The organism is Cupriavidus nantongensis (assembly GCF_001598055.1).
Classification (GTDB): Bacteria; Pseudomonadota; Gammaproteobacteria; order Burkholderiales; family Burkholderiaceae; genus Cupriavidus; species Cupriavidus nantongensis.
Window position 1 is genome coordinate 1691887 of sequence record NZ_CP014844.1, and the last position, 13153, is coordinate 1705039.

The window sequence follows — 13153 nt, forward strand, 5'->3', positions numbered from 1 at the left end:
AGCGCTGGCCGTTTGGCCGGCGTAAAAGGATGCGCGACGAGCGCCGGAGCGGTTGGCCGGTGCGGTGCCGGTGGAAGCCCGGCTCCCTCACGCATGGCGGCCGGTGGGGTAAATCCCGCGCTCCGGAGTATCGCGGACGGAGGCAGGTTCCAGGCGCAGCCGGTCGTCATCCCCGAGGGAAGACTCGGTCCCGCCCGGCGGGAATCCCGATGCGAGGCCTCAGACGTCGAGCTGCGCCACGCTGATCCCCAGTGCGGCTGCTATCTTCTCCAGCGAGGACTTGCGCAGCTTCGTGCTGCTCTCTTGCTGGGCATAGGCGGATTGGCTGATACCTAGTCTCTCTGCCACTTCCGTCTGCGTGAGACGGAGGTGTTCTCGCCATGCTCGAGCCGGCGTGTAGTCGTGATCGATCATCAGGCCCACGACCTCATTAGGGATGGTCGGCTCCGCCTTCTTTTCCATGGCCAAGTAATCGGCGTAGGGAATGACCACAAAGGCCGGCTTCCCATCCGGCCCGTTGATCAGTTGAATGTCAGTACGTGCGTTCATTGCGCTTCTCCACTTGCGTGATGGTCACGATCAGCGGGTTTCCAGTCTGGTCGATCTCGAAGATCACCCGGTAGTCGCCAACGCGGAGCCTGTAGTCGTCGCGGCTCTTCAGGCTTTTGATGTTGCCGGGGCAGTTCGGCCAGTGCGCCAGTTGCTGGGCTTCTGCATAGATCGCTTGGCGCTTAGCCTTATCAGCGATCTTTCGCAGTTGGCGGGTTGCTTTCATGGACCAGGTGATCGTGTTCATGTGTTGAATTATAAGATAAGTATAAGTTTTGTCAACACAAATAAGTTATTGGAGGTTGGCCGATCCGGCTGTCTCCTCGGGCATCCCGCCCGATTCCGCCCCGCCCGGGTAGGCCGGCGCGGGGTTTTTTCATTCTGAGGTCAGACATGTTCCTGCCAGTGATTTGCTTCCTGTTGTGGGGCGTCTGGGTTCGAGCGTGCTGGCCGAAAAACCACGGCTGATGCCATAGGAAACGCGGATGAAACGCCAGTACCAGGACCAGGTGAACGCGGACCAGATCACGACAGGCACGCTAGACGGCTTGCGTCTGACGGCTGACGTCATTGCAGTCGGCACGCTTGGCGAGTTCCAGCTCAGTGTCGGCCGCTTGTCTGCTGCTGTGTCGCCTATGACCACCGTCGAAGAGTGGGCTGAGCTGACGCAAAGCCCGGGCATCTCTCACTGCTGACCGACCACGGCATCCCTCCCGGACAAGCCGGCCTTACTGCGGCGGATCACCTCGTAGACGGTCTGGCCGCGCTCGTTCTTGCCGACCCGGCGCCAGCTCGATTCGGGCGGCTGAACTCCGCGCTCGATCGCCTTGCGAAACTCGATGCCGATCTGCTGGCGCACGGACAGGTCGATGGTTAGCCAAGTGTCTGGCCGAAGCTCCGAGAGGATCTGGGCGACCGTGCAGAGCGTGCCGTGTGGCATCCGGGTCGGCGTGCTGGCCAACTGGACAGCGGTGGTTTGGGGGTTGGGTGTGGACATGACGGTCTCCTGTGTTTGGTGACTGGAAATACCGTGAATTCGCAGAATCAACCAAGAAATTCGATGATTCTTTGTGCGGGACCGCACATTTCAATCCGCAGAGTCGATGCCTGAGGCGTCATTCCCTGAGGGACCGCGCCAATGGCACGACCATCCAAGTACCAGCCGGAGTTTGCCGAGCAGGTCCGAAAGCTCACCCTGTTGGGTGCCACAAACCAAGAGCTGGCCGATTTCTTTGGCGTCAGCACCGCCACTCTGCGCAAGTGGGGGGCGGACTTCCCGGAGTTTCTGCTCGCCCAAAAACAAGGCAAGCAGCTGGCGGATGCAAATGTTGCGGACCGGCTGTACCAGCGCGCCTGTGGCTTCGAGCACGACGACATCGATATCCGGGTGGTGGGCGGCAAGATCCGGAAGACCAAGATCCGGAAGTACTACCCGCCGGACACCGCGGCCGCGTTCATCTGGCTGAAGAACCGCCAGCCCGCCAAGTGGCGTGACAAGACCGATCCGAAGGACGCGGATGACGTGCCGCCGCCGGTGATGGTCACGGTCACCGTGCAGGACGCCAGCCGGCCCGAGCCTGAGAGCGACGCCTGATGCCTTCCCTGAACGTGCCACAGGCGCAGTTCTTGGCTCTGCCGCACAAGTTCAAGGCGTTCGTGGCCGGCTTCGGCTCCGGCAAGACGTGGGTGGGGGGCGCTGGGCTGTGCAAGCACGCCTGGGAGTTTCCGCGCATCAACGCCGGCTACTTCGCGCCGACCTACGGCCAGATCCGGGACATCTTCTTCCCGACCATCGAGGAGGTGGCCCACGACTGGGGGTTGGTGGCGAAGGTGAATGCCTCCAACAAGGAGGTGCACCTCTACAGCGGGCGCCGGTACCGGACGACGATCATCTGCCGGTCGATGGACGACCCGGGCAAGATCGTGGGTTTCAAGATCGGCAAGGCGCTGGTCGACGAGCTCGACGTCATGCGCAAGATCGAGGCGCAGACTGCCTGGCGCAAGATCATCGCGCGGATGCGCCAGGTGGCGCCGGGCCTGCTGAACGGCATCGATGTCACGACGACGCCCGAGGGTTTCAAGTTCGTCTACGAGCAGTTCGTCAAGGCGGCCCGGGAAAAGCCCGAGCTGGCCAGCTTGTACGGCCTGGTGCAGGCGAGCACGTACCAGAACGCCAAGAACCTGCCGGACGACTACATCGATTCGCTGCGTGCCAGTTACCCGCCGCAGCTGATCGCCGCTTACCTGCGCGGCATGTTCGTGAACCTGACCAGCGGCTCGGTCTACCCGAACTTTGACCGCCGGTTGAACCACACCGACGAGGTGATGGAGCCGGGTGAGCCATTGCACGTCGGCATGGACTTCAACGTGCTGAAGATGGCCGCGGTGATCCTCGTGGTGCGAAAGGGTGAGCCACGCGCGGTGGGCGAGTTGACCGAGGTCCGGGATACCCCGGCCATGGCCAAGCTGCTCAAGGAGCGCTTCAAGGACAAGGGGCACCACATTAAGGTGTACCCGGATGCCAGTGGCCAGAACACCAGCAGTAAGAACGCGTCCGAGTCCGACCTGTCGATCCTGAGGGCCGCGGGCTTCCAGATCGAGGTCAACCCGACTAACCCGGCCGTCAAGGACCGGCTCAACTCGGTGAACGCCCTGATCCTGAACGACCAGGGCGAGCGCCGGTTCAAGGTGAACACGCACCTGTGCCCGGTCTACACGGAGGCGCTCGAGCAGCAGCCTTACGACAAGAACGGCGAGCCGGACAAATCGGGCGGCCACGACCACGTGAACGACGCTGGTGGCTACCCGCTGGTCAAGCTCTGGCCGATCGTCAAGCGCACGGCGAAGGTGACTTTGCTTCGCGCATAACCCGACCACACCATGGCAAAAGACGTACGAGCCCTCTCCGCTGTAGTGAAGGCGATGCACAAGCCGCTGCCGCTCATCCGGGCGTTGCTCGGCGGCACGGCCGCCATGCGGGCAGCCGGGAAAGACTATCTTCCGCAATGGCCGAACGAACAGAGTGAAAGCTATGCCGCGCGGCTCGCTGTCGCCACGCTGTTCCCAGCGTACAACCGTACGGTTGAGGTCCTTGCAGGCAAGCCGTTCTCCAAGCCGCTGACGCTCAGCGATGACGTGCCTGCTAGGCTTAAGGCCTGGTGCGAAGACATCGACCTGCAAGGGCGCAACCTGCACACCTTTGCAGCGACCTTGTGTGAGGAGGCGCTGGGCCCAGGCTTCTGCGGAATCCTGATCGATTACCCGACGACCAAAGGCTTGCGAACGCAGGCAGACGAGCAGCAGGCCGGCGTGCGACCGTACTTCGTGCACATCCGTCTGGATGACATGCTGGGCTGGCGATGCAAGCGTGTGAATGGCGTTTGGACGCTGACGCAGTTCCGCTTTCTAGAGACCGCAGTCGAGGAAGATGGTGACTTCGGCGAGAAGGCGATCGAGCAGGTCAGGGTGCTGTACCCCGGGCGGTGGGAAATACACCGAAAGGTCGATGGGAAGGACGACTGGACGCTGCACGATGAGGGCACCACCACTCTGAAGATGATCCCGCTTGTTCCCGTCTACGGTAAGCGCAAGGCCTTCATGATTGGGGTGCCGCCGCTGTTGGATCTCGCATTCATGAACGTCGAGCACTGGCAGTCCAAGAGCGACCAGCAGACCATCCTGCACGTCGCCCGGGTGCCGATCCTGTTCACCAAGATGCTAGGCGACGAGGTCGAGATCACGGTTGGCGCCAATACTGCGGTGAAAGCTCAATCGCCCGAAGCCGACATGAAGTTCGTCGAGCACAAGGGCGACGCCATCGAGGCCGGGCGAAAGTCGCTGCTGGATTTGGAAGACCAGATGCGCCAAGCCGGTGCCGAACTTCTGGTCATCAAGCCCGGCAACGTCACTGAGGCGCAGACGGTGGCCGACAACGAGCAGGGATCCTGCGCGCTGCAGCGAATTGCCGGCGACCTTGAGGATGCCATTGATGCGGCCCTGCAACTCATGGCGGATTGGGTGGGCGAGAAGGAGGGCGGCCACGTCACCGTCTACAAGGACTTCGGTGCTGCGACATTGGCCGAGGCTTCTGCCGACCTGCTGCAGAAGATGAACGTGGCCGGCACGCTGTCCGATGAGACCTTGTTTGAGGAGTTCCAGCGCCGCGGCATGATACGGCCCGACCTGAGGTGGGGCGACGAGCAGCAGCGGATCGGAAAACCAAGGCCTGGTGCGGCGCCTGAGGCGGCATAGCTATGGGCGATCTATCGATTCTGATATCGCTGCTGTCGATCGAGCGGCAGCTCCACCTCAACCGCGTCTTCGCCCGAGAGTTTGACCTTGTCGCTCAGCTGCTGTCCAACGTGGTCGACGACGTCAATCGGAAGCTTGACCGCGAGGGGCAACTCACCGATTTCCGCAGGGACCGCCTGCAACGGATCGTCAACGAGATTCAGGAGCTTGTGTCCGGCCGCTACGCAGAGCTCGGTGAGCAGCTGCGGGACGATCTAAAGGATCTGGCTGGCCAAGAGGCAAAGTGGGCGATGACCAGCCTGAACGGATCCGTCGGCGTGGACCTGCTGAAGGCCGCGCCGCCTACCGCAGTACTCAATGCCCTAGTGGATGCCGGCTCGTTCCAGGGGGCGCTGTTGTCAGACTGGCTGGACAAGCAGTCCGGCGACACGGCATTCCGCGTTACCAAACAGATGCGCCTCGGGATAGCCCAGAGCGAGACAAACGCGGAGATCGTGCGGCGCATTGCTGGGTCGAAACGGCTTGGGATTTCGGGCATTCTGGAGATCAGCCGCCGCGACGCTGAGGCGCTAGTGATCACCGCGGCGCAGACGGTCACGCAGCGGGCGAGCATGAGGGTGTACGAGGCGAACCCTGACCTGCTGGTCGGCTGGTTCCAACTCTCGACCCTTGACGGCAGGACATCGGACATCTGCATGGCCTACAGCGGCAAGGAGTGGGACAAGGACTTCAAGCCGGTCGGCCACAAACTACCGTTTAACAACGGCTGCCCGCGGCACTTTCGTTGCCGCAGCCGGATCCTGCCGAAGTTTCCGGAGCAATACTCTGGGACTGACATCCCGCGGTTCAAGCCGTCGGTGCGCGCCAGCATTGACGGCTACGTCGACGCAAACATCACCTTCGAGAGGTTTCTGGAGAAGAAGGGGGTGGCGTTCCAGGATGAAATGCTCGGCCCGGGGCGGGCCACTATGTGGAGAGATGGCAAGATTTCCCTGTCCCAGTTGCTTGACCAGAGGGGGCGGCCGATGACCCTCGATCAACTGAGGAAGAAGTATGAGTGAGCGAATCACGATCATCAGCGACGGCGCGACCCGTCGATCTGGTTGAACTGCGCATCACGGCAGAGCTTGCCCCCTTGCCGCAATCCGGCGGCCAGAACGACAAATAGCACGACGAAATATTCCGTGCGCCGTGCAAAGGCACGGTTTCTCAGCGGGTGCGAATCCCGCCCGGCAACTCTCGCTCCAGCCGGTAGCAATCGGAGCAGTCGTGGAGGTAACGAAGCGGCTGAAGCCTTCGATGTAGAGGGTCATGTAAGTGACTTGGCGAGTATGCAGGCCGTAACGTGAGTGAACGCTGAGCAGGCCTCGAAAGACGCAATGCGGAAGCCGACCCGTCGGAATATCGGGGAAGGCTGCCACCGTGGGGGAAGAGAGCGAAACATGCACCCCGCGGTTCCGCCGGGGTAGTGGCGACAGCATGCATACAAGAGGGAAACCGATGCAACACGGGAAGCCCCGTGCGTGGTCGAGCGCAACGACCAACCGGAAGCCGGTGACGGACAGGCCGGGCGCATAGGGGTGGCGGAGAGGCCCGTATTACCGAGGAAGCTGGGTAATGCCAGTGGAGGAAAGGGGCCTCAGTTCAGAACCAACGTTGAAAGTGGGAAAGGACAGGAGATTGGGAAACCTAGCAACTCCGATTAGCGTTCAGGGACTACGGACGGCGTTACATGCGAAAGCGAAGGAAGAACCCGAGTTTCGCTTCTATGCCTTGTACGACAAGATCTATCGAATGGACGTGCTAAGGCACGCCTATGCGTGTTGCCGCGCCAACAAGGGGGCACCGGGTGTAGACGGCCTGACGTTCGATGATGTTGAGCAGTATGGGCAGGAGCGATGGCTTGGGGAATTGGCGCAGCAGCTTCGGGATGGAACGTATCGTCCGGAAGCGGTAAGAAGGGTCTATATTCCAAAGCCGAACGGCAAACTCAGGCCGCTTGGCATTCCGCGACTGGCGGAAAGGGTGTGTCAGACGGCGGCGATGCTGGTCTTGGAGCCAATCTTCGAGGCCGATCTGCCGCCAGAACAGCATGCCTACCGACAAAACCGGAGTGCACAAAGCGCTGTGCGCGAGGTACACGGGCTACTGGCCAGTGGCCACAAGGATGTTGTGGACGCCGACCTGTCCGGGTACTTCGACACGATCCCGCACGTCGAACTCATGAAATCGGTAGCACGCCGGGTTGTTGATAGGCGTGTTCTGCATCTGGTGAAGCTCTGGCTGGATGCCCCGGTGGAAGAGGAGGATGAGCGAGGTCGCAAGAAGCGCACGACGTCCAATCGGGATACCAAGCGGGGCATTCCGCAGGGCTCGCCGATCTCACCCCTACTGTCCAATCTGTACATGCGACGATTTATCTTGGGGTGGAAGAAGGCTGGCTTGGAACAGCGGCTTGGTGCTCGGATCGTCAATTATGCCGACGATCTGGTCATCTGCTGTAAGGGCAGCAATGCCCAGAAGGCGCTCGCCGCCATGCGGCAGATGATGGGCCTGCTTAAGCTTACGGTGAACGAAGAAAAGACCCGGATTTGCCGCCTTCCGGATGGCGAGTTCGACTTCCTGGGGTACACCTTTGGTCGGCGCTACTCGGTCAAGACTCGGCGGCCGTACATCGCCGCTCGACCGTCGCGAAAGAGCATAAAGCGCATGACTGAAACGGTGCGTATCCAGACAGGCCGAAACATGGCATGGATGGATGCCGGGGAAATGGTGAAGCGTCTGAATCAGAAACTTGGCGGATGGGCCAACTACTTTAGCCTCGGCCCGGTCACTCCTGCCTATCGGTTCCTCGACAAGTACACCACAAACCGGCTCCGCCGATGGTTGTGCAAGAAGCACAAGCAGCGCAGTGGGGGAGTAGCGCGCTACCCCGATGAGTATCTCTACCAGCAGCTTGGACTCATCCGCCTGCCAAAGCTTCCGCAGAACCTTCCGTGGGCGAAGGCATGATGTTCTGTCCGAGAGCCGGATGCGTTAGTAGCGCACGTCCGGTTCGATGAGCGGGATGTGAAAACGGAGCCACGGTTCGGCTAATGAGGCACCGCCAAACGAAAGGGGCGGCTACTGATATGCAGAACCTAACGCCACCGCGTCACATCTCGACTCTACCGATTTATTCCAGCGCCCGCGGGCTTCGGTCTGCGGGCGCTTTTTCATTGCCCGAGCGGTGGATGCCGCCGGGCGCAACGCCGAGGAATCGGCAACCGCACTGAGGCTGGATAGCCAAGGAAACAGCAACCATGAAACTGAAGCTCGACGAACAAGGCAACGTAGTTCTCCAGGACGGCAAGCCGGTGTACATCCACGACGACGGCAAGGAGGTGGCATTCGACGCCCCCTCAGCCGTGTCAAAGATCACCGCGCTGAATGCCGAGGCCCGCAGTCACCGCGAGGCCAAGGAAGCAGCCGAGACCAAGCTCAAGGCGTTCGATGGAATCGAGGATGGCGAAGCAGCCCGGAAGGCGCTGGAGACCATCAAGAACATCGATGAAGGCAAGCTGATCGCCGCCGGCAAGGTCGAAGAGATCAAGGCCGCGGCGCAGAAGGCCGCCCAAGAGCAAGTCGCCGCCGCCAGCAAGGCGCACGCTGAGGAATTGGCGCGCACGAAGCAGGCGCTCGACAATGTGACTGGGGACCTCTACGCCGAAAAGATCGGCGGCAGTTTCACCCGCTCCAAGCTCATCTCGGAAAAGTTCGCCATCCCGGCAGACCTGGTGCAAGCCCGGTTCGGATCGGCGTTCAAGGTCGAGGACGGGAAGATCGTGGCCTATGACCAGGCCGGCAACAAGATCTTCTCGCGCGCTCGGCCCGGTGACTTGGCCGACTTCGATGAGGCCCTCGAAACCCTGGTCGACCAATACCCCTACAAGGAGCAGATCCTGAAGGGCACGGGTGCGTCTGGCGGTGGGGCGGGCGGCGGCCCGGGCGCTGGCGGAAACAACCAACTCAAGGGCAATCTCGGCGGAACGCGGGAAGAGCGCACCGCCGCCATTGCCAGTCGATTCCCTGAACTTTCGAAAGGCTAAGCAATGTCCCTCTCTCAAATGCAGGTGTTCAACAAGTACATCATGCCGGCGATCATCGAGACGCTGGCGCAAATGGTGGACAAGTTCAACCAGGCCAGCAATGGCGCCATTCGGCTGACCACCGAAGGCTTCGAAGGCGACTTCCTGCAGGAGTCGTTCTTCGCGGCCATCCACTCTGCACAGCGTCGCGTCGATCGCTATGCCGCCAATGGCAATGCAGCGCCCACCGATCTGACCCAGCTGAAGCACAGCTCGGTCAAGGTCGCAGGCGGCTTCGGTCCGATTCGCTTTGAGCCCTCACAGCTTACCTGGCTGAACAAGCCGACTGCCGAAGGCATCGAGGTGGCGTCCCGCAACTTCGCCGAGGCGATGCTGGCCGACCAGCTGAACACGGCGATCATGGCGCTGGTGGCTGCGATCAGCAACAACGTTGACGCCGTCAACGACGTGTCTGCCGCAAACGGCATCAGCTACGTTGCCATGAACGAGGCGCACGGCAAGTTCGGTGACCACAGCGGCAATCTGGTGGCGCAGATCATGAACGGCGTCACCTTCCACAAGCTGATCGGTGCCAACCTGGCCAACGCCCAGCATCTGTTCCAGGCGCAAAACGTGCGCGTGGTCGACATCCTGGGTAAGCCGGTGGTGGTGACCGACTCGCCCGCGCTGTCGACTCCGGCGGTGGTCGGCCCGCCGGCCGTACCTGCAAAGCTGCGGGTGCTGTCCCTGGCTGAAGGTGCGGCGACCGTCTCCGATGGCTCGGACGTCATCAGCAACATCGAGACCTCGAACGGCAAGGAGCGGATCGAGACCACGATGCAGGTGGACTACACCTTCGGCCTTGGCCTGAAGGGCTACACCTGGGATGAAGCAAACGGCGGCAAGTCGCCTACCGATGCGAAGCTGGCGACCGGCGCCAACTGGGACCAAACCGCTTCCAGCATCAAACACACCGCCGGCGTCATTACCATCGGCGACGCCTCGAAGTAAGCCGTAAATCGCTGTGGTGGTGGGGCTTCGGCCTCACCGCCTCATGGAGAGAGCATATGAATATCCGAGAGATTTGGTACGAGCCGCATCCGGTGTCGCCTCAACGCAAGGCCGAGCTGCGCGCCATGGGAGTGCAGGTTGTGGACGCTGTCTTCAAGCCAGAAGGCTACGAGAACCCTCCGCTCCGGAATGCGGAAGGGTTGTGGGCGGATGGGCCTACCATTGCTGAGTTCATTGCGGCCGGCTACCCGCCCACAGAGTATCCACCGCATGGCTACGCGCCGCGCAGCACTGCCGAAGAGATCGCTTCCGCCATCGCGGCTGCAAGCGCAATCGCGCCTGAGGGTGGCCAGCGTCCGGACGGCAGCGCTGCTGGGGTGCAGATCGACGGCCAAGGCCTTGGGGCGATCCATGGCGACAAGCCAGCCGATACGAACGGCGATGGCAAGCTCGGCATCGAAGAGATCCGTATTGCCTTGACTGCGAAGGGCATCAATTTCGATCCGAAGGCGAAAAAGGCAGACCTGCAGGCCCTGCTGGACGCCGCCAACAAGCCGCAATCCTGATCCATGGCAATCGACACTACCACTGGCAGCCCGACAGCCGACAGCTACGTGTCGGTGGCCGAGGCGGACGCCTATCACAGCAAGCGCGGCAATACGGCATGGGCTGGTGTGGCAGCGGACGATAAGGAATCGGCCCTGGTGCGGGCTACCGGCTACGTCGACGCGGAGTACTCGTGGAAGGGAGTACGGGCTTCCGCTGGCCAGGCGCTCGCTTGGCCGAGGTATGACGTTAGGACGGATGGATACCCGGTCGACCCCGATGTGGTCCCGCAGCGCGTCAAAGACGCGGTGTGCGAGCTCGCCCTGAAGACGAGGACCGGCGAACTTTCGCCGGACATATCACCGCAGCAGGTGGTCGAGCAGACGGTAGGGCCGATCACTCGAAAGTTCGCTCCAGCCGAGCGCAATGGCGGTCAGAAGCGGTATGCCTACGTCGATTCGCTTCTGCGCCAGCTGGTGGCGGGTGGAGGCGGGCAGATTCGTTTGGTCCGCGCATGAGCGACAACGCCTTTATCCATCGGGACGCCTTTAATCTGCTGTGTGCCGACCGCATCGGCTACGGCATGAGCAGATCTGTTTTCTCTAGCCGCGTTTTGCCGGATTGCGTGGTGAAGGTCGAGGAGGACGCTGGCCGGTTCCAGAACGTGATTGAGTGGGAGATCTGGCAGCGCGTGCAAGGCACCGACATCGAGAAGTGGTTCGCACCATGCCGCTGGATCAGCCCGAACGGCGGCGTGCTGGTGATGGCGCGTACCACGCCTGCTATCGAATATCCGGACAAGATGCCGGTCTTCCTGTGCGATTTCAAACGCACGAACTATGGCGTCTATGACGGTCGCCTGGTCTGCCACGACTACGGCACCAGCCTAATCTTCGAGCACGGCATGACCAAGCGCATGCGAAAAGCGGAATGGTGGGACGCATGAGTACCTTCTACGAGGAGATGGCGGCGCTAGCGCAAGAGCTGCTGGCAGAGTTCGGAAAGCCGCTGACGCTGCGCCGGGTGGTTACGGGTGACTATGATCCGGACAGCGGCACGGTGCCGGAGGCTCCCGTGGAATATCCGGGCACCGGCGCGCTATTCGACTACGAGTCGGTGGGCTCCGGCCAGACGTGGATCCCCAGCACGCTGATTGAGGTCGGCGACAAGCAGTGCTTGCTGTCGCCGACGGGCATGCCACTGCCTGCCACCGGCGACAAGCTGGTCGACGGCGCCGACGTGTGGCAGGTCCAGAACGTCAAGGCGGTGAACCCGGCCGGCACGCCGGTGCTCTATGAGTTGCAACTTCGGAGGTAGTACATGCCAACGTGGTAGATTTGTCGCTTTCCACAACGGGAGTCGGAAGTGGCAAGTCCATTCAGCGGTGCACAACTGCGCGAGGCGCAGAGGCGAGCAGCGGAAACATCACGGTTGCTCGTCGTGGCAAACACCCTTGCGCACAATTTGCAAGAGCGGCTCGCAAATGGAGTCCAAACTCACTTTGTCGAGCTACAGGAGATCGATATCGGTCATTCTCAAAGGGATTTGGTGTTTCAAACACCCTTTGGGAAAGTCTGGGGCCGTTTTGGTATCAAGCGAGACGCCAACAATCTGTTTGGGGTGCTTGACCTGTTTCGCCGTGACCGCAAGCTCGATGGCACCACCGAGATGGTGCGGATGCATGGATTGCTTTTCAACGACCGCGGCTTAGTGAGCTTAAATGCTACGCAAGAGCTCGATTGGGACTGGGACATAGCAGCGCCAGATGAGGGCGATGCGATGCAGTTCGCTCGGAATCTTGCAAACACTTTATCAGCCAAATTTCTTGAGCTAGTCACCGACCTGTGACTAGCTCATAAGCAAGAGAGGCCGCCATATTGGCGGCTTTTTTCATGCCTGCCAACGACGACTTCCGCCGCAAGCTTGCCGCCTTTGTCCAGCGCGCCAAGGACAACCAAGAGAAGGTCATCCGCGAAGTCGCCGAAGACCTCCTCCAGTCAATCCAGATGCGATCGCCCGTCGATACGGGCCGATTCCTTGGCAACTGGTTCGTGCAGGAGAGCATTAGCCAGCAGACGACTGAGGAGACTGACCCGACCGGTCAGCAGATGCTGGCGCGCGGGAAGGCTGGCATAGCGGAATTCAAGCCCGGCGGAGTGCTCTACATCGTCAACTTCTTGCCCTATGCCCAGCGCCTCGAGTACGGCTGGAGTTCGAAGTCGCCTCAGGGCATGGTGCGCGTCACTATCGCTGAGTTCGACCAGTATCTGACCAAGCATGTCGGGGAATTGAAGCAATGAGCCTCTCTTTGATCCGCCGCGCCTTGGAAAAACACCTCCTTGCAATGGCGCCAGTACTGCCCCTGGCGCCTGAGAATGTGCCATTCACCCCGACGCCTGGGGCCCCATACCAAAGGGTGCACCTGCTACCTGCCACACCGGCCAATCCGACGATGGGCGATGGTTTCTACCGAGAAGTGGGCGTCTTCCAGGTCTCTCTCTACTACCCGCAAGGAACCGGGCCGGCTGCGGCACAGACACGCGCTGAGGCGGTCCGAAACTACTTTCCGCGTGGCCTTCTGATCCCTGAGGGCGGCATATCGACGCGTGTTGAGCGGACGCCTGCTATCTCCTCCGGTGTGCCGGACGGCGATCGCTGGTGTATCCACGTGTCGATCCAGTACTCGGCAGACATCTTCACCTGACCCCGCCCCGCGCCAGCGGGGTTTT

Annotated in this window: 18 protein-coding genes; 15 read left to right on the forward strand and 3 right to left on the reverse strand. The window is 61.3% G+C overall.

Annotation, left to right across the window (positions count from 1 at the left end):
* Nucleotides 1–219: 219 nt before the first annotated feature.
* Together A2G96_RS07915 and A2G96_RS07920 are read right to left on the reverse strand one after the other, a co-directional pair.
* Entirely contained in the window at nucleotides 220–549 is a 330-nt protein-coding gene (locus tag A2G96_RS07915) for a helix-turn-helix domain-containing protein (protein ID WP_062798332.1), read from the reverse strand.
* Entirely contained in the window at nucleotides 533–796 is a 264-nt protein-coding gene (locus A2G96_RS07920) for a type II toxin-antitoxin system RelE family toxin (RefSeq protein ID WP_062798334.1), read from the reverse strand. Before A2G96_RS07920 ends, A2G96_RS07915 begins: the two co-directional genes overlap by 17 nt.
* 238 nt (nucleotides 797–1034) lie before the next feature.
* Between A2G96_RS07920 and A2G96_RS07925 the strand changes: the two genes are divergently transcribed.
* The gene (locus A2G96_RS07925) at nucleotides 1035–1244 is read left to right on the forward strand and encodes a hypothetical protein (RefSeq protein ID WP_062798336.1); all 210 of its coding nucleotides are present in this window, start codon (nucleotides 1035–1037) and stop codon (nucleotides 1242–1244) included.
* Here A2G96_RS07925 and A2G96_RS07930 read toward each other — a convergent pair.
* Complete coding sequence (locus A2G96_RS07930) at nucleotides 1235–1546, reverse strand: hypothetical protein (protein WP_062798338.1); 312 nt, start codon at nucleotides 1544–1546, stop codon at nucleotides 1235–1237. The two genes, A2G96_RS07925 and A2G96_RS07930, sit on opposite strands and share 10 nt — an antisense overlap.
* Before the next feature lie 141 nt (nucleotides 1547–1687).
* Between A2G96_RS07930 and A2G96_RS07935 the strand changes: the two genes are divergently transcribed.
* From A2G96_RS07935 to A2G96_RS32270, 14 genes are all read left to right on the forward strand, one after another.
* The gene (locus A2G96_RS07935; RefSeq protein WP_062798340.1) at nucleotides 1688–2143 is read left to right on the forward strand and encodes a helix-turn-helix domain-containing protein; all 456 of its coding nucleotides are present in this window, start codon (nucleotides 1688–1690) and stop codon (nucleotides 2141–2143) included.
* Nucleotides 2143–3417: a terminase large subunit domain-containing protein gene (locus A2G96_RS07940; RefSeq protein WP_062798343.1), complete on the forward strand. Its 1275-nt coding sequence runs from the start codon at nucleotides 2143–2145 to the stop codon at nucleotides 3415–3417. The genes A2G96_RS07935 and A2G96_RS07940 overlap by 1 nt, the downstream gene beginning before the upstream one ends.
* Nucleotides 3418–3429: 12 nt before the next feature.
* On the forward strand, nucleotides 3430–4800 hold the full coding sequence (locus A2G96_RS07945) for a DUF4055 domain-containing protein (protein WP_062798346.1): 1371 nt from the start codon (nucleotides 3430–3432) through the stop codon (nucleotides 4798–4800).
* 2 nt (nucleotides 4801–4802) lie between these two features.
* On the forward strand, nucleotides 4803–5861 hold the full coding sequence (locus A2G96_RS07950) for a structural protein (RefSeq protein ID WP_062798348.1): 1059 nt from the start codon (nucleotides 4803–4805) through the stop codon (nucleotides 5859–5861).
* A gap of 712 nt (nucleotides 5862–6573) precedes the next feature.
* On the forward strand, nucleotides 6574–7812 hold the full coding sequence (ltrA, locus tag A2G96_RS07955) for a group II intron reverse transcriptase/maturase (protein WP_231909587.1): 1239 nt from the start codon (nucleotides 6574–6576) through the stop codon (nucleotides 7810–7812).
* A 290-nt stretch (nucleotides 7813–8102) separates the two neighbouring features.
* Nucleotides 8103–8888 (forward strand): DUF6651 domain-containing protein, encoded by a 786-nt coding sequence (locus tag A2G96_RS07960; RefSeq protein WP_062798350.1) that lies wholly within the window; start codon nucleotides 8103–8105, stop codon nucleotides 8886–8888.
* 18 nt (nucleotides 8889–8906) lie between these two features.
* A complete protein-coding gene (locus A2G96_RS07965) occupies nucleotides 8907–9878 on the forward strand; it encodes a major capsid protein (protein ID WP_257733694.1) in 972 nt (323 codons plus the stop codon).
* A gap of 56 nt (nucleotides 9879–9934) precedes the next feature.
* Complete coding sequence (locus tag A2G96_RS07970) at nucleotides 9935–10444, forward strand: hypothetical protein (RefSeq protein ID WP_062798354.1); 510 nt, start codon at nucleotides 9935–9937, stop codon at nucleotides 10442–10444.
* Nucleotides 10445–10447: 3 nt separating this feature from the next.
* A complete protein-coding gene (locus tag A2G96_RS07975; RefSeq protein WP_062798356.1) occupies nucleotides 10448–10942 on the forward strand; it encodes a DnaT-like ssDNA-binding protein in 495 nt (164 codons plus the stop codon).
* Entirely contained in the window at nucleotides 10939–11370 is a 432-nt protein-coding gene (locus A2G96_RS07980) for a hypothetical protein (RefSeq protein WP_150124074.1), read from the forward strand. Before A2G96_RS07975 ends, A2G96_RS07980 begins: the two co-directional genes overlap by 4 nt.
* Entirely contained in the window at nucleotides 11367–11741 is a 375-nt protein-coding gene (locus A2G96_RS07985; RefSeq protein WP_062798360.1) for a hypothetical protein, read from the forward strand. The genes A2G96_RS07980 and A2G96_RS07985 overlap by 4 nt, the downstream gene beginning before the upstream one ends.
* Before the next feature lie 48 nt (nucleotides 11742–11789).
* Entirely contained in the window at nucleotides 11790–12272 is a 483-nt protein-coding gene (locus A2G96_RS07990; RefSeq protein WP_150124075.1) for a hypothetical protein, read from the forward strand.
* A 44-nt stretch (nucleotides 12273–12316) separates the two neighbouring features.
* The gene (locus tag A2G96_RS07995) at nucleotides 12317–12724 is read left to right on the forward strand and encodes an HK97 gp10 family phage protein (protein WP_062798364.1); all 408 of its coding nucleotides are present in this window, start codon (nucleotides 12317–12319) and stop codon (nucleotides 12722–12724) included.
* Entirely contained in the window at nucleotides 12721–13128 is a 408-nt protein-coding gene (locus A2G96_RS32270; RefSeq protein ID WP_082818874.1) for a DUF4128 domain-containing protein, read from the forward strand. The genes A2G96_RS07995 and A2G96_RS32270 overlap by 4 nt, the downstream gene beginning before the upstream one ends.
* The last annotated feature ends 25 nt before the right edge of the window (nucleotides 13129–13153 follow it).